Below are 19,343 nucleotides of genomic sequence, written 5' to 3' on the forward strand. Positions count from 1 at the left end.
ACCCCTCATTGATGCACGAATGAGGAACGCACTCCTTTTTTCTTGCTTTATCAAATAGGACTAGACTCACATTTTCTCGTACCAATCTTATCATCTCTTTATCAAAACAAAAAGACCCCCAAGCAAAAAGCTTGAGAGCCTTGAAACGTCCAAATTAACGTTTTGAGAACTGAGGCGCACGACGCGCACCTTTAAGACCGTATTTCTTACGTTCTTTCATACGTGGGTCACGAGTTAATAATCCAGCGCGCTTTAAAGTTGTGCGGAATTCTGGATCAGCTTGAAGCAATGCACGAGCAATACCGTGACGGATTGCACCAGCTTGACCAGTGTAACCTCCACCACTAACATTTACAAGTACATCATAGCTGCCAAGAGTTTCAGTAGCTACTAAAGGTTGGTTAACAACCTCACGTAATGCTGCGAATGGGATATAATCAACCATTTCACGACCATTGATGATTACTTTACCGTCGCCTGGAACTAAACGAACACGTGCAACGGAGCTTTTACGACGACCAGTACCGATATATTGAACCTGTGCCAAGATAATAACCTCCCTTATAAATTATCCACGAAGTTCGTAAACTTCAGGTTTTTGAGCTTGGTGCGGATGTTCGCTACCAGCATATACATGTAATTTGCTGAACATTTGACGACCAAGAGTATTCTTTGGAAGCATACCTTTGATTGCTAGTTCAAGCATTCTTGTTGGGTAGTTTGTACGCATTTCAAGAGCCGTTCTTTGTTTTAAACCACCTGGGTGATTACTGTGACGGTAGTAAATTTTATCTTGTAATTTATTACCAGTTAATTCGATTTTTGAAGCATTTAAGATGATAACGTGATCACCTGTGTCAACATGTGGTGTGTAAGTTGGTTTATGTTTACCGCGTAAGATAGATGCAACTTCAGAAGCAAGGCGACCTAATGTTTTGCCTTCTGCATCAACCACGTACCATTTACGCTCAATATTTTGTGCATTCGCCATAAACGTTGTACGCATGAATTTCCCTCCTAATAATAACTGTTCATTTTTTTAAAAAAGTACATTCGCATATTTAATCACAATAAGTTCCGGGGCTTATCGTGGGATTAAAAATCATACCATATAATAATATAACCTAACTTACCTAATGTCAAGAAAATGTTACACCAGGTTTAGTTGCTTTGAAAAAAAAGCGGAAACTCCTTGCTCAGACCCTACAGACATAGGCCAATCCCAGGGGTCTAGGCATCGCAACTTGCTTGTATAAAGGTGAGAAAGTACCCTATATTAGTAAAACACTTTCCATAAATATAAACCATGCGAAGCAGCCGTTTTGCCTGCCAGACTGCGATCCTTGCCAGCTAGAATAGCTTTCATTTCATCAGGCTGGCGAAGTCCGCGACCTGTTTCTAATAAAGTGCCTACGAGAATTCTAACCATGTTGTAAAGAAATCCGTCACCGGCAAAGCGGAACATTAATTGATCTCCGTCTTTATCCATTTCAATCCTTTGAAGCGTGCGAACACGGTCTTCTACTTCTGTTTTTGCCGAACAAAAACTAGTAAAGTCATGAGTCCCAATTAAATAGGCCGCAGCTTCTTTCATTTTCTCGATATCCAGCTGGTAGCCGAATTGAAATTGATAATGTCGTGTAAAAGGATCCTTAACATCCGAAAGCCGGATAAAATATCGATATTCCTTCCCCTTAGCGTCAAAGCGCGCATGAAAGTCAGGCGCAGCCTTCTCTGCCTTTAGAATGACAATATCATCAGGCAGAAGTGAATGAAGTGCCTTCACCCATCTGTCCTCAGGTATTTGTAACGGAGAATCAAAGTGAATGACCTGACCCTTGGCATGAACCCCTGCATCCGTTCTGCCTGATGCCGAGATCCTAATCGTACTGCCTTTATGAAGCTTTCTCAATGCCTCTTCGATTTCACTTTGAACCGTCCGCTTACCAGGCTGAACCTGATAACCGGAAAATAAAGTGCCATCGTAGCTTATCGTACATTTATACCGCTGCATTGGTTACCTCACTACGTTCGAAATATGATTAATAAGACTGTAACAACAGCCAATAATAATAACATGGCTGTATCTGCAAACGTCCAGTTTAACTGACGATACTTCGTCCTGCCTTCACCGCCGCGATAGCCCCTTGCTTCCATAGCAACAGCAAGCTCCTCTGCCCTTTTAAACGAGCTAATAAATAATGGAATGAGAAGCGGAATAATCGCCTTGAGACGATCCTTTACAGGGCCGCTGGAAAAGTCAACGCCACGGGCCGTCTGTGCTTTCATAATGATATCTGTTTCCTGCATAAGCGTCGGAATAAACCGAAGCGAGATTGACATCATCAACGCCAGCTCATGAACAGGAAATTTAACCTTTTTAAGCGGAGCAAGCAAATACTCAATTCCATCCGTTATCTCGATAGGCGTGGTCGTGAGTGTCAATAACGACGTCAATAAGATTAAAAGGAAAAAACGCGTAGAAATAAATAGCCCTTGTCTAATTCCCTCTTCATATATCTTAATAATGCCCCAATCGATAACAATATCCCCTTCACGAGTAAAAAGGAAGTGGATCAGCAAGGTAAATATAACAAGCCATATAACAGGAATAAGGCCAAGTAAAATGAAACGTACAGGTACCTTTGATTGCATAATCATAAATATTGTATAAAGTAATAAAATACCATAAGTAATCGCATTATTCGCAATAAAGACGATACAAACAAAGAGAAAGACAATCAGCAGCTTTGATCTTGGGTCTAGCCGATGGAGAAGTGAGTCTGCTGGGACATAGCGGCCAAAAATCATTTTATCCATCATTTGGGCACACCTCTTTTCATAGAAGCAGCCACAGACTCTGCTAATTGTTCCGTAGTCAGGCAGATTCGGTCCAGCTTTACTTTACAGGTTTCCTCAAAGCTTTTCTGGAAACGAATGACCTCCGGAACATCTAGGCCAAGCTCAATCAAGCCTTCAGGAGAGGCAAAAATCTCCTCAGGAGTTCCTTTTTTGTATACCTCACCTTTATGCATCACAATAATTTGGTCAGCATAGCGTGCAGCATCCTCCATACTGTGTGTGACAAGGATAGTTGAAAGTTTCTTTTCCTTGTGAAGTGAATAGAACATATTCATGATTTCCTTGCGGCCGCGCGGATCAAGGCCAGCTGTTGGTTCATCCAAGACAATTACATCTGGTTCCATAGCCAGGACACCTGCTATAGCTACCCGTCTCATTTGACCGCCGGAGAGATCAAACGGAGACTTTTGCAAATAGTCCTCTGAAAGACCCACTTGCTTAATCACTTCTTTTGCTCTTCGTTTCGCTTCTTCCTCAGACACACCGAAATTCATTGGACCAAAGCAAATATCCTTTTCAATGGTCTCTTCAAATAATTGGTGTTCAGGAAACTGGAAAACAATCCCAACTTTTTGTCTTACCTTTTTTAGATGCTTTTGCTTTTGACCTGCTGTAATTTCTGTGTCACCAATAATCATTTTTCCTTTTGTCGGCTTTAACAATGCATTCAAATGCTGAAGCACGGTTGACTTGCCAGAACCTGTATGGCCGATAATAGCAAGATACGTACCTTCAGGAATATCAAAGGACACATTTTTTAATGCCAGCCGTTCAAAAGGTGTATTAGCCTGATAACGGTATTCTACCTGTTGAAGTGAGATGTCCATAGCTCTTCCACCAACTCTTTTTCAGATAAATAAGGCTTATCAATCCATATGCCCTTTTCTTTTAACAGCTTGCTCATTTTGACCGGGAATGGAATATCCAGGCCTAGAGCAATCAGCTCCTCATCCATTTGGAAAATCTCTTCCGGAGTCCCTTCACGGTAAAGCTTTCCTTTGTTCATCACAATAATTCGGTCGGCCTTTGCTGCCTCCTCTAAATCATGTGTGATAGAAATGACGGTCATATTATGATTTGACTTTAATTCTCTAACCGTATGAAGTACCTCTTCCCGGCCGCGCGGATCAAGCATGGATGTCGCTTCATCCAAAATAATAAGTGCCGGACGGAGTGCTATAACTCCTGCAATGGCCACTCTTTGCTTTTGACCTCCGGAAAGATTATGCGGTTCTTGATTTAGAAAGGATTCCATTTTCACCTTTTCTAACGACGTTTTGACCCGTTGAACCATATCATCCCTTGGAACCCCATTATTTTCTAAGGCAAATGCAACATCATCCTGGACAGTTGCTCCGACAAACTGATTATCAGGATTCTGAAACACCATTCCAACTAATTTACGAACATCCCAAACACTTTCCTCTGTTAAAGGAATTCCGCATACGGTAATATGACCCTCCTTAGGAAATTGAAGCCCGTTTAAAAGCTTGGCCAGGGTTGATTTTCCCGACCCATTATGCCCGACAATTGCCAGCCATTCTCCTTCATAGATTGTCATCGTCACATCATCAAGAGCAAAAGATGCTTGATCTTCATATTGGTATGATATATTTTCTATTTGAACTAGCGGCTTTTTCATCCTTGGCCTCCTCTCAGCTCAGCAATCGATATTCACGATTCGCCATCTTTCTACACTATACTAAACTAATCCCATTAAAATCTACTATATAGGGAATAAAAAAAATACTCGCCAATAGGCGAGCTTATGATTGTGAAGCAATCGATATTGTTGACATATTATGTGAGTACACTCATGCAGAATCAGTGCAGTTTACCTGCAAACTGCAAATAGAGATTGCCACCCAAATCATTGCTCAGAAAAATTCAGGGATAGCACAAAAAAGCCTGCGTCTTTTCACAATGGCAAATATTTGTCCATTAACAGTTCTGTGAAAAGACGCATGAGCTAGACGAGATATGTCAGAATGTGTCACGCTGAATCAATTGACACAAGCACACAATCAAATAGTGTACCATCCATTACAATGGAGGGACATACTCATCGTAACGCTCTTTTTTGGCTGTGTGAGAATATCTTCTCACTGATTCGATGGTTTTGAAAAAAGGGCACGAACAAGTTCAATGTAAAACTGTCCTATGCCCTTGTTGGAAATTAAATCATAATTAAACTAGTTCAATGATAACCATTGGAGCTCCGTCTCCACGACGTGGTCCAAGTTTCATGATACGAGTATATCCGCCTTGACGCTCTTCATAGCGTGGTGCGATGTCAACAAATAGCTTTTGTAAAGCATCTTGGTTTGTTTCAGCGTTAGCTACCTCATTACGAATAAACGCTGCTGCTTGACGACGAGCATGTAAATCTCCACGTTTACCAAGAGTAATCATTTTTTCAACAACAGAACGAAGCTCCTTAGCGCGAGTTTCAGTTGTTTGAATACGCTCGTTAATAATTAAATCTGTAGCTAAATCGCGTAACATAGCTTTACGTTGTGAGCTAGTACGTCCTAACTTTCTGTATCCCATGGAAAGTTTCCCTCCTTTGTTGAAGTTTTGAGTCCTGAGTTATAAATTAGCAATCAGACATCGTTAACCAGGTTAACGAATCAGTCATCTTTACGTAAGCCTAACCCAAGCTCTTCTAATTTATGTTTTACTTCTTCAAGAGATTTTCTACCAAGATTACGTACTTTCATCATATCTTCTTCAGTCTTATTAGCTAATTCCTGAACAGTGTTGATGCCTGCACGCTTTAGGCAGTTATATGAACGAACAGAAAGATCTAATTCTTCAATTGTCATCTCTAGAACTTTTTCTTTTTGATCTTCTTCTTTTTCAACCATAATCTCAGCGTTTTGAGCTTCATCTGTCAAGCCGACAAAAATGTTTAAATGCTCATTTAAAATCTTTGCCCCAAGTGCAATTGCATCTTGCGGACCTGTGCTGCCATCTGTCCAAACATCAAGTGTTAACTTATCAAAGTTAGTCATTTGACCGACACGTGTATTTTCCACCTGGTAAGAGACACGCGAAACTGGAGTGTAAATAGAGTCGATAGGAATTACACCGATTGGTTGGTCTTCCCGTTTGTTTTGATCAGCAGGAGTATATCCTCTACCACGACGGGCAGTCAATCTCATTCGTAGATGACCATTTGAACCAAGCGTTGCAATGTGAAGATCAGGATTTAGGATTTCAACATCACTATCGTGTGTTACATCCGCTGCTTTCACAACACCTTCGCCTTGTACATCAATTTCAAGAGTCTTTTCTTCATCAGAATAGATTTTAAGTGCCATTTTTTTAATGTTTAAGATGATTGACGTAACATCTTCAACTACACCTTCAATTGTAGAGAACTCATGAAGTACTCCGTCAATTTGAATCGATGTAACAGCAGCGCCAGGAAGTGAGGACAATAAAATACGACGTAAGGAGTTACCTAATGTAGTACCATATCCACGCTCAAGCGGCTCCACGACGAACTTTCCATATTTGGCATCATCGCTGATCTCAATCGTTTCGATTTTTGGTTTTTCTATTTCGATCATCAAAATATACCCTCCTTCAAAACGTCGAAACCCCGGCTAGGTTCCTAACCGAAATTCCCCCAGTATACATCCCATTTGTGCACAACAACTGGAATAATCATTCTGTATAAAAGAAATAAATTCTATCATAACCCATTATAGACAAGGTTACAAATTCTATACAGAAAAATTATACGCGACGACGTTTTGGAGGACGACAACCGTTATGAGGAACAGGAGTTACGTCTTTAATTGCTGTTACTTCTAAACCAGCAGCTTGAAGAGCACGGATAGCTGCTTCACGTCCAGCACCTGGTCCCTTAACAGTAACTTCTAGAGTTTTCATACCATGTTCCATTGAAGCTTTAGCAGCAGTTTCTGCAGCCATTTGCGCAGCGAATGGAGTTGATTTACGAGAACCTTTAAAGCCTAGAGCACCAGCACTTGACCAAGATAATGCATTCCCATGAACATCAGTGATTGTTACAATTGTATTGTTAAAAGTTGAACGGATATGTGCAACTCCTGATTCAATATTCTTTTTAACACGGCGTTTGCGTGTATTCGTTTTACGTGCCATTTAAAGTATACCTCCTTTACCGATTATTTCTTTTTGTTCGCTACAGTCTTACGAGGACCTTTGCGTGTACGAGCGTTGTTTTTAGTATTTTGTCCACGAACTGGTAAACCACGACGGTGACGAAGTCCGCGGTAGCATCCGATTTCCATTAGACGCTTAATGTTAAGAGAAACCTCACGACGAAGGTCACCTTCAACCTTTAATCTGTCAATAATTTCACGGATTTTGTTTAATTCATCTTCTGTTAAATCGCGAACGCGTGTGTCTTCAGATACACCTGCTTCAGCTAATACCTTTTGAGCAGTGATTTTACCAATACCATAGATATAAGTTAATGAGATAACAATACGTTTTTCACGTGGAATATCTACACCTGCAATACGTGCCATATATTATGCGCACCTCCTTCTTATTAACCTTGTTTTTGTTTATGTTTAGGGTTTTCGCAGATAACCATGACTTTACCTTTTCTGCGGATAACTTTACATTTCTCGCAGATCGGCTTTACTGATGGTCTTACTTTCATTATCCTAACCTCCTTAATAGTACGGAGTGCAATGAGATTTATTTAAAACGGTAAGTGATTCTTCCGCGAGTCAAATCATAAGGTGAAAGCTCAACAGTTACCTTATCACCAGGTAAAATACGAATAAAGTGCATTCTTATTTTCCCAGAGACATGAGCCAAAACTGTATGACCATTTTCTAACTCTACCTTAAACATAGCGTTAGGTAAAGTTTCGATAACCGTACCTTCTATCTCAATTACATCGTCTTTCGCCATCGAGACCATTCTCCCTTCTTTTTCAAGTATCTATTCAAGGCTTTATTCCTAAAGCGCTATATTAGTAGACCCTAATGTAAGTCTTGCCCGATGCTAGATCCCACATACTCTTGCGCAATGGTTAGGCCGTTTGATTCTGTATACGATTGAATGGTGTGGGAGATGTTCGATAAACGTTCACCTAGTCGCACATGTTTACAAAGGATCATTCATGTAAGCTCCCGAGTAATTTATCGAGATCAGCAAAAACGATACGAATATCCTGTTGACCATTGATATTTCGTAAGTATCCTTTTGTTTCATAAAAATCAAGCAATGGTTTCGTCTGCTTTAGATTAACTTCTAAGCGATTACCAACCGTTTCCTCATTATCATCTGCACGTTGATATAAATCTCCGCCGCATTTATCACAAACGTCCTGCTTTGCAGGTGGGTTAAATACAAGATGATAAGTAGCACCACAAGACTTACAAATACGTCTGCCTGTTAAGCGCTCCATAAGAATCTCTTGGTCCACATCAATGTTTATAACAAAATCGATTGTTTTATTCAAGTCAGAAAGCATGTTTTCAAGAGCTTCTGCCTGAGCAACCGTTCTTGGAAACCCATCAAGCAAGAAACCTTTATCACAATCAGCTTTACTTAAACGTTCACGTACAATACCAATAGTAACTTCATCTGGAACTAAGTCTCCTTTATCCATAAAGGACTTGGCCTTTAAGCCTAGTTCAGTTCCCTCTTTAATGGCAGCACGGAACATATCCCCAGTTGAAATGTGAGGGATGCCGTATTTTTCGACGATTTTCTCAGCTTGTGTACCTTTTCCGGCACCAGGGAGCCCCATTAATACTAAATTCATGCGTATTCCCCCTCGGTCCAATGAGTTTATAGGAATGTGTTATATCTAGAATCCCTACTACAAGATTATTTGATAAACCCTTTATAGTGACGTTTCACTAATTGAGATTCCAGTTGCTTCATTGTTTCAAGTGCAACACCGATAACAATCAAAAGACTGGTTCCGCCAATTTGTGCTGATTGCGGCAATCCGGCAACCTTTGTGAAAAAGACAGGCAGGACAGCAATCACAGTCAGGAATATAGAGCCAACAAAAGTTAAACGATATAACGTACTAGTTAAATACTGCTGTGTATTTAGTCCAGGACGAATACCGGGTATATATCCACCTTGTTTCTTCAAGTTCTCTGCCACTTGTTCAGGATTCACTTGAATAAAGGCATAGAAATACGTGAACGCAATGATTAGAGCAGCGTAAATGACCATTCCAATTGGAGTTGTATAATCAAATACTTTCTGAATCCAAAGCGTCACATCGTTTTGCTCAAAAAATGAGGCAATCGTTCTAGGTGTCACAATAAATGACACAGCAAAAATGACAGGAATTACTCCAGCTGCATTAACTTTTAAAGGTAAGTGTGTCGATTGTCCACCGACAGGATTACGTCCTGCAGTCATTCGCTTTGCATATTGGATTGGGATTTTTCTTAATGCCTCTTGAACAAAAATAACACCAACAACAATAGCAATAATTGCAATCACAATTAACAATACCGTAACGATACGAAGAAAAATCTCTTCCCCGGCATTCTCAAATTGTTGAGCATAAATTTGATTGACTATATTAGGAATACCAGAAACAATACCTGCAAAGATGATAATGGAAATTCCATTACCAACACCCTTTGAGGTGATTTCTTCCCCTAACCATAAAAGAAATGCAGTTCCTGCTGTTAATACAACTGATATTAATAAATATGTTCCAATGTTGGGATTTTCAATTAGCATCCCGCCAGCCATATTATTAAAGCCATATGACATACCTAAAGCTTGGATAAATCCAAGAATGATTGTAAAATATCGTGTAAATTGAGCTAATTTACGACGACCAACCTCACCTTGTTTTGACCATTCCGTAAATTTTGGAACAACATCCATCTGTAATAATTGAATGATGATGGAAGCTGTAATATACGGCATAATCCCCATTGCCAGAATTGAGAAGTTATTTAACGCTCCCCCAGCAAATGTATTCAATACTCCAAACACACTAAGCTGATCTTGAGCAGCGAGAATCTCTGCATTCACATTCGGTACAGGGATAAATGTACCGATGCGAAATACAATCAACATTAAAAGGGTGAATATGATCTTTCGTCTTATATCACCCACGCGCATAAAATTGGAGATTGTCTGAAACATTAAATCACCTCAGCATTACCGCCGGCAGCTTCAATTGATTCCTTTGCAGCAGAGGAGAATTTATGAGCTTTAACAGAAAGCTTCTTCTCAAGAGTTCCTTTTCCAAGGATTTTGATTCCAGACTTTTCGTTACTTACGATACCTGTTTCAATTAACAATTCTGGAGTAACTTCTGTTCCCTCTTCAAAACGGTTAAGAACGTCAAGGTTAACGATCGCGTACTCTTTACGGTTAATGTTTGTAAAACCACGTTTTGGTAAACGACGGAATAAAGGAGTTTGACCACCTTCAAATCCAAGACGAACACCACCGCCTGAACGGGCATTTTGTCCTTTATGACCTTTACCAGCAGTTTTACCATTACCAGATCCGATACCGCGTCCTTTACGCTTGCGCTCATGACGAGAACCCTCTGCAGGTTTTAATTCATGAAGTTTCATTTTGGCACCTCCTTATTTTTAAGAAGAATGATATTAGTTTTCTTTAACAGTTACTAAGTGAGCAACTTTGTTAATCATTCCGCGAATTGCAGGATTGTCCTGCTGCTCAACTGTTTGGTTTAATTTACGTAAACCAAGAGCCTTAACAGTTTCTTTTTGATCTTGTGGTCGACCGATAACACTGCGAGTGAGGGTAATTTGTAATTTATTTGTCATTATAGTTCCCTCCTTATCCTAACAGTTCTTCTACTGATTTTCCACGTAATTTCGCTACGTCTTCAGCACGTTTCATTTGTTTTAAACCATCGATTGTAGCACGAATCATATTGATTGGTGTGTTTGTTCCTAAAGATTTAGATAGGATATCACCTACACCAGCTAATTCAAGTACCGCACGAACTGGTCCACCTGCAATAACTCCTGTACCTTCTGAAGCAGGCTTAAGAAGTACTTCACCGGCACCGTAGTGTCCAATAACTTCGTGAGGAAGTGTTGTACCCACCATAGGCACTTCAATTAAGTTTTTCTTTGCATCTTCGATTGCTTTACGGATAGCATCAGGAACTTCCTGTGCCTTACCAGTGCCGAAGCCAACGTGACCATTTTTATCGCCAACTACTACAAGAGCAGTGAAGCGGAAACGACGTCCACCTTTAACAACTTTCGCAACACGGTTAACCGTAACTACGCGTTCTTCTAGTTCAAGCTTATTTGGATCAATGCGACGCATTCTTTGTGTCCCTCCTTTATCTATTAGAATTCTAAACCGTTCTCACGTGCAGCATCTGCTAATGCCTTCACGCGTCCATGATATAGGTATCCTCCACGGTCAAAAACAATAGATTTAATACCTTTCTCAACAGCGCGTTTAGCTACTAATTCACCGATCTTAACAGCAGCATCAATATTGCTTGCAGATTCAACACTAACTTCTTTATCCAATGTAGAAGCACTTGCTAAAGTAACTCCATTAACATCATCAATTAGTTGTGCATAAATGTGTTTGTTTGAACGGTACACATTTAAACGAGGACGAGCAGCAGTTCCAGAAAGTTTAGAACGCACACGTGCGTGTCTTTTCTTACGGACTGCATTTTTATCAGCCTTCGTAATCATCTTGGTCACTCCTTTCGTTTAGCTATGCAGCATTACTTACCTGTTTTACCTTCCTTACGACGTACAAATTCGCCTTCATAACGAATCCCTTTGCCTTTGTATGGCTCTGGAGGACGAACGCCACGGATATTGGCAGCTAATGCGCCTACACGCTCTTTGTTTGTACCTTTTACAATAATTTTTGTATTTGCAGGTACTTCTACTTCAATACCTTCTTCAGGTTCAATTTCAACAGGGTGAGAATAACCAACGTTTAATACAAGTTTTTTACCTTGTTTTTGTGCACGGTATCCGACACCGATTAATTCTAGTGACTTTTCAAAGCCCTTAGAAACACCTTCAACCATGTTAGAAAGCAACGCGCGAGTCGTTCCGTGCAATGCGCGGTGTTCTTTCTGATCTGAAGGACGAGATACTGTAATCACGTTATCTTCAACCTTGATTTCGATATCAGGATTAAATGAACGAGAAAGTTCTCCCTTAGGACCTTTTACAGTCACAGTATTGTTATCAAATGAAATTGTAACTCCAGCTGGAATTTCAATTGGTTTTTTACCTACACGAGACATTTATTGCACCTCCATTCATGAAAAAATATATTACCAAACGTACGCTAATACTTCGCCGCCCACTTGTTTAGCGCGGGCTTCTTTATCTGTTAGAACACCTTGTGAAGTAGATACTAACGCGATTCCTAGACCATTTAGTACGCGTGGTACTTCATTTGCTTTTGCATAAACACGAAGACCTGGCTTACTGATACGCTTAAGACCAGTAATTACACGCTCACTGCCAGCACCGTATTTTAAGAAAATGCGAATAATACCTTGTTTATTATCTTCAATATATTCAACATCACGAACGAAACCTTCACGCTTTAAAATTTCAGCAATCTCTTTCTTGACGTTAGAAGCAGGAACCTCTAACTTTTCGTGACGAACCATATTTGCATTACGAATACGTGTAAGCAAATCGGCAATTGGATCTGTCATGACCATTTATATTTACCTCCTTCCCAGTTTTGGGTTTTACCAGCTTGCTTTTTTAACACCAGGAATTTGTCCTTTGTATGCTAATTCACGGAAACAAATTCTGCAAAGCTTAAATTTGCGGTATACAGAATGCGGACGGCCACAGCGTTCGCAACGAGTATAATCTTGCACTTTAAATTTTGGCGTGCGCTTTTGTTTCGCAATCATTGACTTTTTAGCCACGTTTTCGCCTCCCTCTATTTAGAGATTACTTTTGGAATGGCATTCCGAATTGAGTTAAAAGTTCACGAGCTTCTTCATCAGTATTAGCTGTAGTTACGATAACGATATCCATACCGCGTACTTTGCTTACTTTATCATAATCAATTTCAGGGAAGATTAATTGTTCCCTAACACCAAGTGTATAGTTACCACGACCATCAAAAGACTTCTTAGAAATACCACGGAAGTCACGTACACGTGGAAGTGAAACTGAAACTAATTTATCGAAGAATTCGTACATGCGCTCTCCACGAAGTGTAACCTTCGCACCGATAGGCATTCCTTCACGAAGACGGAAACCAGCAATTGATTTCTTAGCACGAGTTACTAATGGTTTTTGACCACTAATTAATGCTAGTTCTTCTACTGCAACATCAAGTGATTTTGCGTTTTGAACTGCATCACCAACACCCATGTTAATTACAATCTTCTCGATTTTTGGTACTTGCATAACTGATTTATAGTTAAACTTGCTTACTAAAGCAGGAGTAATTTCTTTAACATATTTTTCTTTTAGGCGGCTCATTCATTGTACCTCCCTTCTTCATTTGACTATTTATCTAGAACTTCACCGGATTTTTTTGCATAACGTACTTTTTTACCGTCCACTTCTTTTACGCCTACACGAGTTGGTTCACCGGTCTTCGGATCGATAGGCATAACGTTTGATACATGAATAGGTGCTTCCTGGTTAAAGATTCCACCTTGTGGATTCATTTGTGATGGCTTAGAGTGCTTCTTTACGATATTTACGCCTTCAACTAGAACGCGATCTTTCTTAGGGAAAGCTGCAAGAATAACACCTGTTTTGCCTTTATCTTTACCAGAGATGACCATTACTTTGTCACCTTTTTTCACATGCATCTGTTTGCACCTCCTTAAAGGCAATTAATTTTAAATTATAATACTTCTGGAGCTAAAGAAACGATTTTCATAAAGTTGTTATCACGCAATTCACGTGCAACTGGTCCGAAGATACGAGTACCACGAGGGCTCTTGTCGTCACGGATGATAACACACGCGTTTTCATCGAAACGAATGTAGGTTCCGTCGTTACGACGAACACCAGACTTAGTTCGAACAATAACAGCTTTTACTACGTCACCTTTTTTAACAACGCCACCTGGTGTTGCTTGTTTTACTGTACAAACAATGACATCACCAATGTTAGCTGTTTTACGACCTGATCCACCTAGTACTTTAATAGTAAGTACTTCACGTGCACCAGAATTATCCGCAACTTTCAATCTTGTTTCCTGTTGAATCATTAGTGTAACCTCCCTTCAGGATCAAGCATAATTCCGCACAATTAGATAATTACAGCTTTTTCTACAACTTCTACAAGACGGAAGCGTTTTGTAGCTGATAACGGGCGAGTTTCCATAATACGTACGATATCGCCAGTTTTTGCTTGATTTTGCTCATCATGAGCCTTAAATTTCTTAGAGTACTTTACGCGTTTGCCGTACAGAGGATGCTTTTTATATGTTTCTACGACTACAGTAACAGTTTTATCCATTTTGTCAGAAACAACACGTCCAGTGTAAACTTTGCGTTGGTTACGTTCACTCATTTATGAACCTCCTCTCGGTTTATCGATTGTTGACGCCGATCTCTCTTTCACGAATCACAGTTTTCATGCGAGCAATCGCTTTGCGTACTTCACGAATACGAGCTGTATTTTCAAGTTGTCCAGTCGCCAATTGAAAGCGTAGGTTGAAAAGCTCTTCTTTTAGAGATTTTACTTTTTGTTCAATTTCAGCAGTGGTAAGGTCACGAATTTCATTAGCTTTCATTTGATTCACCACCAATTTCTTCTCGTTTTACAAACTTACATTTAACTGGAAGTTTGTGTGCTGCAAGACGTAATGCTTCACGTGCGATTTCTTCAGAAACACCAGCGATTTCAAACATTACTTTACCTGGCTTAACAACTGCTACCCATCCTTCTGGAGCACCTTTACCGGATCCCATACGTACTTCTAGAGGTTTAGCAGTATAAGGCTTATGAGGGAAGATTTTAATCCAAACCTTACCACCACGTTTCATATAACGTGTCATTGCAATACGGGCAGCTTCAATTTGGCGGTTTGTAATCCATGATGCTTCTGTTGATTGAAGACCATATTCACCGAAAGTTACTTCAGTACCACCTTTTGCTTGACCGCGCATTTTTCCACGGTGTACACGACGATACTTTACGCGTTTAGGCAATAACATAATTATTTGCCTCCTTCCTCAGTTTTCTTTCTTGTAGGAAGGACTTCACCTTTGTAAATCCATACTTTTACGCCAAGTTTACCGTATGTTGTATCAGCTTCTGCTGTAGCATAGTCGATATCAGCACGTAATGTATGAAGAGGAACAGTACCTTCGCTATAAGATTCAGAACGAGCGATATCAGCACCACCAAGACGACCAGATACCATTGTTTTGATACCTTTTGCACCTGCGCGCATCGCACGTTGAATTACTTGCTTTTGAGCACGACGGAAAGATACACGGTTTTCTAATTGACGAGCAATATTTTCCGCTACTAATTTCGCATCGATGTCAGCTTTTTTGATTTCAAGTATATTAATGTGAACACGTTTCCCAGTAAGTGAGTTCAATGCTTTACGTAAAGCTTCAACTTCTGTTCCGCCTTTACCAATTACCATACCAGGTTTCGCAGTATGAATAGTGATATTTAAACGGTTAGCAGCACGTTCAATTTCAACTTTAGAAACTGAAGAATCTTTTAAACGCTTCGCAATATACTCACGTACTTTAAGGTCTTCGTGTAATAGATCAGCATAGTCTTTACCTGCGTACCATCTTGATTCCCAATCACGGATAACACCGATACGCAAACCGACTGGATTTACTTTTTGACCCACTAATTATCCCTCCTTCTTTTCTGATAAAACGATTGTAATATGACTAGTACGTTTATTAATCTGACTTGCACGACCTTGTGCACGAGGACGGAAACGTTTCATAGTTGGTCCTTCGTCAACAAATGCTTGAGCGACTACTAAATTATTAACGTCCATTTCGTAGTTGTGCTCGGCGTTTGCCATAGCAGATTTTAATACTTTTTCTACGATTGGAGAAGCAGCCTTAGGTGTAAGATTTAAAATGGCTACTGCTTCGCCTACTTGCTTACCTCGAATTAAATCTACGACTAAACGAGCTTTACGAGGAGCAATACGAACTGTTCTTGCAACAGCTTTAGCTTGCATTGAAATGCCCTCCTCTCATTAACGTCTTGTTTTCTTATCGTCATTTCCATGGCCTTTGTATGCACGTGTTGGAGCAAATTCTCCAAGTTTGTGTCCGACCATATCTTCAGTGACATATACAGGTACATGTTTACGACCATCATAAACGGCAATTGTATGACCGATGAACTGTGGGAAGATCGTTGAACGGCGTGACCAAGTTTTTACTACTTGTTTACCATTCGATTCAGTTAACTTTTCGATCTTTGTCATTAAGTGCTCATCAACAAAAGGTCCTTTTTTCAAGCTGCGACCCATATTTGAACCTCCCTTCGTGATTGCTCTACGGTTCTATCGTTGAACCGTAGTACAACCCCGTTATTTTTTACGACGACGAACAATAAATTTATCTGATTTGTTGTTTTTCTTACGAGTTTTGTATCCAAGAGTTGGTTTACCCCATGGAGACATTGGTGATTTACGTCCGATTGGTGAACGTCCTTCACCACCACCGTGTGGGTGATCATTAGGGTTCATTACAGATCCACGAACAGTTGGGCGCTTGCCTAACCAACGAGAACGACCTGCTTTACCGATGTTGATAAGTTCATGCTGCTCGTTACCCACTTGACCAACTGTAGCGCGGCAAGTAGCTAAGATCATGCGAACTTCACCAGAATTCAAACGAACAAGAACGTATTTACCTTCTTTACCAAGCACTTGTGCAGATGTTCCTGCAGAACGAACCAATTGTCCGCCTTTACCTGGTTTAAGTTCGATATTATGAATTACTGTACCAACTGGAATATTTGCTAGTGGAAGTGCATTACCTACTTTAATATCAGCCTCTGGGCCTGACATAACTTCTAAACCTACTTCTAGGTTTTTAGGAGCTAGGATATAACGCTTTTCTCCATCTACGTAATTAATTAAAGCGATGTTAGCAGAACGGTTTGGATCATACTCAATTGTAGCAACGCGTCCTGGTATGCCATCTTTATCGCGTTTAAAATCGATAATACGATATTGACGCTTATGGCCACCACCTTGATGACGAACTGTTAACTTACCTTGGTTGTTACGGCCGCCCTTCCTTTTTAAAGGTTGGAGTAATGATTTTTCTGGTTTGTCAGTAGTGATCTCTGCAAAGTCAGAAGTTGTCATGCCGCGACGACCGTTGGAGGTAGGTTTATACTTTTTAATCGCCATTCTTTTTCCCTCCTCTTCTTATTTCAATTTTATGCTTCAAAGATTTCAATTTCTTTGCTATCGGCTGTTAATTTAATAATCGCTTTACGGCGTTTATTAGTATAACCACCAAACTTACCCATGCGCTTGAATTTACCTTTGTAGTTCATGATGTTTACTTTCTCAACATTCACACCGAAAATCTCTTCAATAGCATCTTTAACTTGAGTCTTGTTAGCTTTAACATCAACTTCAAATGTATATTTCTTATCGGCCATTAAATCAGTAGAACGTTCAGTAATAACGGGGCGCTTAATGATATCGCGTGCATCCATTATGCAAGCACCTCCTCTACTTTTTCAACTGCTGCTTTAGTCATGATTAATTTATCATGATTTAAAACATCTAGTACATTAATTCCGTTAGCTGTTAACACAGTAACACCTGGTAGATTACGTGCAGATAACGCTACGTTTTCATCTAGATTAGCTGTAACGATCAATGCTTTAGAATTAACTGAAAGTGCACTTAGTACACCTTTGAAATCTTTTGTTTTTGGAGCATCGAAAGCAAGGCTTTCTAATACTACTAAGTTTTCATCCAACACTTTAGATGATAACGCAGATTTGATCGCTAAGCGACGAACTTTTTTTGGTAATTTGTAGCTGTAACTACGAGGTACTGGTCCAAAGACAGTTCCGCCTCCGCGCCATTGTGGTGATCTGATAGAACCTTGACGCGCACGTCCAGTTCCTTTTTGACGCCACGGTTTGCGTCCACCGCCAGCTACTTCTGAACGGATTTTTGTTTTATGTGTACCTTGACGAAGTGATGCTCTTTGCATAACTACCGCTTCGAATAACACATGTTGGTTTGGTTCAATTCCAAATACAGATTCATTAAGTTCGATTTCACTTACTTTTGATCCATTTTGGCTGTATAAATCAACTTTAGGCATTCTAATGTCCTCCTTTCCGATTTAATTACTTCGTTTTAACCGCACTTTTAATTTTCAATAGAGCTTTTCTAGCACCTGGCACATTACCTTTAACTAATAGAAGGTTACGTTCAACATCAACCTTAACAATTTCAAGATTTTGTACAGTTACTTGTTCTCCACCCATACGACCAGGTAATAATTTACCTTTGAATACGCGGTTTGGAGCAACTGGACCCATTGATCCAGGACGACGGTGATAACGAGAACCGTGAGCCATTGGCCCGCGTGATTGTCCGTGGCGCTTAATTGCACCTTGGAAACCTTTACCCTTAGATACACCTGTTACATCGATTACATCGCCTTCTGCGAAAATATCAACTTTGACTTCCTGACCAACTTCATATGCTGCTAAGTCAACTCCGCGGAATTCGCGTACGAAGCGCTTAGGAGCAGTATTCGCTTTAGAAACATGCCCTTTTTCAGGTTTGTTAGAAAGCTTTTCGCGTTTATCTTCAAAACCGATTTGAATCGCTTCATATCCGTCAGTTTCAACTGATTTCTTTTGAAGAACTACGTTATTAGCAGCTTCAACAACCGTTACTGGAATAAGGTCACCATTTTCAGCAAATACTTGAGTCATACCGATCTTTCTTCCTAAGATTCCTTTGGTCATTCGTCACACCTCCTAATTTTTTCTAATTATTTATATTAATTATAATTTAATTTCAATATCAACACCTGATGGTAAGTCTAAACGCATTAACGAATCAACTGTTTGTGGTGTTGGATTAATAATATCAATCAAACGCTTATGAGTACGCATTTCGAATTGTTCACGAGAATCTTTGTACTTATGAACCGCACGTAAGATCGTGTAAACAGACTTCTCAGTTGGTAGCGGAATCGGACCAGATACAGCTGCACCTGAACGCTTCGCAGTTTCAACAATCTTCTCAGAAGATTGATCAAGAATTCTGTGATCATATGCCTTTAATCGAATACGGATTTTTTGTTTTGCCATTATTTTCCCTCCTTTATCGCCTATTTTTAAATAGACATTCTCCGCAGAAATATCCCTACACACTCGCCATGGCAAAGCGGCCGGGTGTGTCGGCAACCTCCTGCATCATCGCAGTCTGAAACCAACATTGTCTATTATACAGAAAAGATAAAAGAAATGCAACACTAAATGTTTTTTTCTTTA

35 protein-coding genes and 1 pseudogene are annotated in these 19,343 nt (G+C 40.0%); all 36 read right to left on the minus strand.

From position 1 onward, the window contains the following. Positions 1-154: 154 nt before the first annotated feature. Positions 155-547 (minus strand): 30S ribosomal protein S9, encoded by a 393-nt coding sequence (gene rpsI / locus F4V44_RS19805; protein WP_150441753.1) that lies wholly within the window; start codon positions 545-547, stop codon positions 155-157. A 21-nt stretch (positions 548-568) separates the two neighbouring features. Next, positions 569-1,006 (minus strand): 50S ribosomal protein L13, encoded by a 438-nt coding sequence (rplM, locus tag F4V44_RS19810; RefSeq protein WP_150441754.1) that lies wholly within the window; start codon positions 1,004-1,006, stop codon positions 569-571. Positions 1,007-1,276: 270 nt separating this feature from the next. Then, positions 1,277-2,014 carry a tRNA pseudouridine(38-40) synthase TruA gene (gene truA, locus F4V44_RS19815; RefSeq protein ID WP_150441755.1) on the minus strand — a complete coding sequence of 246 codons (738 nt, stop codon included), beginning with the start codon at positions 2,012-2,014 and terminating at the stop codon, positions 1,277-1,279. Positions 2,015-2,025: 11 nt separating this feature from the next. Beyond that, a complete protein-coding gene (locus tag F4V44_RS19820) occupies positions 2,026-2,823 on the minus strand; it encodes an energy-coupling factor transporter transmembrane component T family protein (RefSeq protein WP_150441756.1) in 798 nt (265 codons plus the stop codon). Next, positions 2,820-3,689 (minus strand): energy-coupling factor ABC transporter ATP-binding protein, encoded by an 870-nt coding sequence (locus F4V44_RS19825; RefSeq protein ID WP_150441757.1) that lies wholly within the window; start codon positions 3,687-3,689, stop codon positions 2,820-2,822. The genes F4V44_RS19820 and F4V44_RS19825 overlap by 4 nt, the downstream gene beginning before the upstream one ends. Then, complete coding sequence (locus F4V44_RS19830; RefSeq protein WP_150441758.1) at positions 3,665-4,504, minus strand: energy-coupling factor ABC transporter ATP-binding protein; 840 nt, start codon at positions 4,502-4,504, stop codon at positions 3,665-3,667. The genes F4V44_RS19825 and F4V44_RS19830 overlap by 25 nt, the downstream gene beginning before the upstream one ends. A 545-nt stretch (positions 4,505-5,049) precedes the next feature. After that, entirely contained in the window at positions 5,050-5,412 is a 363-nt protein-coding gene (gene rplQ, locus F4V44_RS19835) for a 50S ribosomal protein L17 (RefSeq protein WP_150441759.1), read from the minus strand. A gap of 80 nt (positions 5,413-5,492) precedes the next feature. After that, positions 5,493-6,437: a DNA-directed RNA polymerase subunit alpha gene (locus F4V44_RS19840; RefSeq protein WP_150441811.1), complete on the minus strand. Its 945-nt coding sequence runs from the start codon at positions 6,435-6,437 to the stop codon at positions 5,493-5,495. 169 nt (positions 6,438-6,606) lie between these two features. Further along, positions 6,607-6,996 carry a 30S ribosomal protein S11 gene (rpsK, locus tag F4V44_RS19845; protein WP_150441760.1) on the minus strand — a complete coding sequence of 130 codons (390 nt, stop codon included), beginning with the start codon at positions 6,994-6,996 and terminating at the stop codon, positions 6,607-6,609. Positions 6,997-7,019: 23 nt separating this feature from the next. Next, complete coding sequence (rpsM, locus tag F4V44_RS19850; RefSeq protein WP_150441761.1) at positions 7,020-7,385, minus strand: 30S ribosomal protein S13; 366 nt, start codon at positions 7,383-7,385, stop codon at positions 7,020-7,022. A gap of 23 nt (positions 7,386-7,408) precedes the next feature. Further along, a complete protein-coding gene (gene rpmJ, locus F4V44_RS19855; protein WP_003156543.1) occupies positions 7,409-7,522 on the minus strand; it encodes a 50S ribosomal protein L36 in 114 nt (37 codons plus the stop codon). Positions 7,523-7,560: 38 nt separating this feature from the next. Next, entirely contained in the window at positions 7,561-7,779 is a 219-nt protein-coding gene (infA, locus tag F4V44_RS19860; RefSeq protein ID WP_009791305.1) for a translation initiation factor IF-1, read from the minus strand. A 74-nt stretch (positions 7,780-7,853) separates the two neighbouring features. Continuing rightward, positions 7,854-7,976, minus strand: a pseudogene (locus F4V44_RS27545) (type I methionyl aminopeptidase); the annotation flags it as partial. 8 nt (positions 7,977-7,984) lie between these two features. Continuing rightward, a complete protein-coding gene (locus tag F4V44_RS19865) occupies positions 7,985-8,638 on the minus strand; it encodes an adenylate kinase (protein ID WP_150441762.1) in 654 nt (217 codons plus the stop codon). Between the two features lie 65 nt (positions 8,639-8,703). After that, entirely contained in the window at positions 8,704-9,999 is a 1,296-nt protein-coding gene (secY, locus tag F4V44_RS19870) for a preprotein translocase subunit SecY (RefSeq protein ID WP_150441763.1), read from the minus strand. Beyond that, positions 9,999-10,439 carry a 50S ribosomal protein L15 gene (gene rplO, locus F4V44_RS19875; protein WP_150441764.1) on the minus strand — a complete coding sequence of 147 codons (441 nt, stop codon included), beginning with the start codon at positions 10,437-10,439 and terminating at the stop codon, positions 9,999-10,001. The genes secY and rplO overlap by 1 nt, the downstream gene beginning before the upstream one ends. Before the next feature lie 33 nt (positions 10,440-10,472). Then, the gene (rpmD, locus tag F4V44_RS19880; RefSeq protein ID WP_150441765.1) at positions 10,473-10,655 is read right to left on the minus strand and encodes a 50S ribosomal protein L30; all 183 of its coding nucleotides are present in this window, start codon (positions 10,653-10,655) and stop codon (positions 10,473-10,475) included. A 13-nt stretch (positions 10,656-10,668) separates the two neighbouring features. Beyond that, positions 10,669-11,169 carry a 30S ribosomal protein S5 gene (gene rpsE / locus F4V44_RS19885; protein WP_150441766.1) on the minus strand — a complete coding sequence of 167 codons (501 nt, stop codon included), beginning with the start codon at positions 11,167-11,169 and terminating at the stop codon, positions 10,669-10,671. Between the two features lie 23 nt (positions 11,170-11,192). Continuing rightward, positions 11,193-11,555, minus strand: coding sequence for a 50S ribosomal protein L18 (rplR, locus tag F4V44_RS19890; protein WP_150441767.1), 363 nt, complete (start codon positions 11,553-11,555; stop codon positions 11,193-11,195). Positions 11,556-11,587: 32 nt separating this feature from the next. Then, positions 11,588-12,124, minus strand: a complete 537-nt coding sequence (gene rplF / locus F4V44_RS19895; protein ID WP_150441768.1) for a 50S ribosomal protein L6 — start codon at positions 12,122-12,124, stop codon at positions 11,588-11,590. A gap of 30 nt (positions 12,125-12,154) precedes the next feature. Next, positions 12,155-12,553 (minus strand): 30S ribosomal protein S8, encoded by a 399-nt coding sequence (gene rpsH / locus F4V44_RS19900; protein WP_150441769.1) that lies wholly within the window; start codon positions 12,551-12,553, stop codon positions 12,155-12,157. Between the two features lie 30 nt (positions 12,554-12,583). Next, a complete protein-coding gene (gene rpsN, locus F4V44_RS19905; protein ID WP_020062302.1) occupies positions 12,584-12,769 on the minus strand; it encodes a 30S ribosomal protein S14 in 186 nt (61 codons plus the stop codon). 25 nt (positions 12,770-12,794) lie between these two features. Next, a complete protein-coding gene (gene rplE / locus F4V44_RS19910; RefSeq protein WP_150441770.1) occupies positions 12,795-13,334 on the minus strand; it encodes a 50S ribosomal protein L5 in 540 nt (179 codons plus the stop codon). Between the two features lie 26 nt (positions 13,335-13,360). Beyond that, positions 13,361-13,672, minus strand: coding sequence for a 50S ribosomal protein L24 (rplX, locus tag F4V44_RS19915; protein WP_150441771.1), 312 nt, complete (start codon positions 13,670-13,672; stop codon positions 13,361-13,363). Between the two features lie 35 nt (positions 13,673-13,707). Then, entirely contained in the window at positions 13,708-14,076 is a 369-nt protein-coding gene (rplN, locus tag F4V44_RS19920; protein ID WP_150441772.1) for a 50S ribosomal protein L14, read from the minus strand. 41 nt (positions 14,077-14,117) lie between these two features. Next, the gene (rpsQ, locus tag F4V44_RS19925; RefSeq protein WP_150441773.1) at positions 14,118-14,381 is read right to left on the minus strand and encodes a 30S ribosomal protein S17; all 264 of its coding nucleotides are present in this window, start codon (positions 14,379-14,381) and stop codon (positions 14,118-14,120) included. Between the two features lie 19 nt (positions 14,382-14,400). Further along, positions 14,401-14,604, minus strand: a complete 204-nt coding sequence (rpmC, locus tag F4V44_RS19930; RefSeq protein ID WP_003351417.1) for a 50S ribosomal protein L29 — start codon at positions 14,602-14,604, stop codon at positions 14,401-14,403. Continuing rightward, complete coding sequence (gene rplP / locus F4V44_RS19935) at positions 14,594-15,028, minus strand: 50S ribosomal protein L16 (protein ID WP_150441774.1); 435 nt, start codon at positions 15,026-15,028, stop codon at positions 14,594-14,596. Before rplP ends, rpmC begins: the two co-directional genes overlap by 11 nt. A 2-nt stretch (positions 15,029-15,030) precedes the next feature. Then, the gene (rpsC, locus tag F4V44_RS19940; protein ID WP_150441775.1) at positions 15,031-15,687 is read right to left on the minus strand and encodes a 30S ribosomal protein S3; all 657 of its coding nucleotides are present in this window, start codon (positions 15,685-15,687) and stop codon (positions 15,031-15,033) included. Between the two features lie 3 nt (positions 15,688-15,690). Then, complete coding sequence (gene rplV, locus F4V44_RS19945; RefSeq protein ID WP_150441776.1) at positions 15,691-16,032, minus strand: 50S ribosomal protein L22; 342 nt, start codon at positions 16,030-16,032, stop codon at positions 15,691-15,693. 18 nt (positions 16,033-16,050) lie between these two features. Beyond that, a complete protein-coding gene (gene rpsS / locus F4V44_RS19950) occupies positions 16,051-16,329 on the minus strand; it encodes a 30S ribosomal protein S19 (protein WP_150441777.1) in 279 nt (92 codons plus the stop codon). A gap of 60 nt (positions 16,330-16,389) precedes the next feature. Continuing rightward, positions 16,390-17,220 (minus strand): 50S ribosomal protein L2, encoded by an 831-nt coding sequence (gene rplB, locus F4V44_RS19955; protein ID WP_150441778.1) that lies wholly within the window; start codon positions 17,218-17,220, stop codon positions 16,390-16,392. A 29-nt stretch (positions 17,221-17,249) separates the two neighbouring features. Beyond that, positions 17,250-17,534 (minus strand): 50S ribosomal protein L23, encoded by a 285-nt coding sequence (gene rplW / locus F4V44_RS19960; protein WP_150441779.1) that lies wholly within the window; start codon positions 17,532-17,534, stop codon positions 17,250-17,252. Beyond that, on the minus strand, positions 17,534-18,157 hold the full coding sequence (gene rplD, locus F4V44_RS19965; protein WP_150441780.1) for a 50S ribosomal protein L4: 624 nt from the start codon (positions 18,155-18,157) through the stop codon (positions 17,534-17,536). The genes rplW and rplD overlap by 1 nt, the downstream gene beginning before the upstream one ends. Before the next feature lie 25 nt (positions 18,158-18,182). Then, positions 18,183-18,812 carry a 50S ribosomal protein L3 gene (gene rplC / locus F4V44_RS19970; protein ID WP_150441781.1) on the minus strand — a complete coding sequence of 210 codons (630 nt, stop codon included), beginning with the start codon at positions 18,810-18,812 and terminating at the stop codon, positions 18,183-18,185. A 39-nt stretch (positions 18,813-18,851) separates the two neighbouring features. Further along, positions 18,852-19,160: a 30S ribosomal protein S10 gene (rpsJ, locus tag F4V44_RS19975; protein ID WP_071396717.1), complete on the minus strand. Its 309-nt coding sequence runs from the start codon at positions 19,158-19,160 to the stop codon at positions 18,852-18,854. Positions 19,161-19,343 lie beyond the last annotated feature (183 nt).

This window comes from Niallia endozanthoxylica, from assembly GCF_008710145.1.
GTDB classification, from domain to species: domain Bacteria; phylum Bacillota; class Bacilli; order Bacillales; family Cytobacillaceae; genus Bacillus_BD; species Bacillus_BD endozanthoxylica.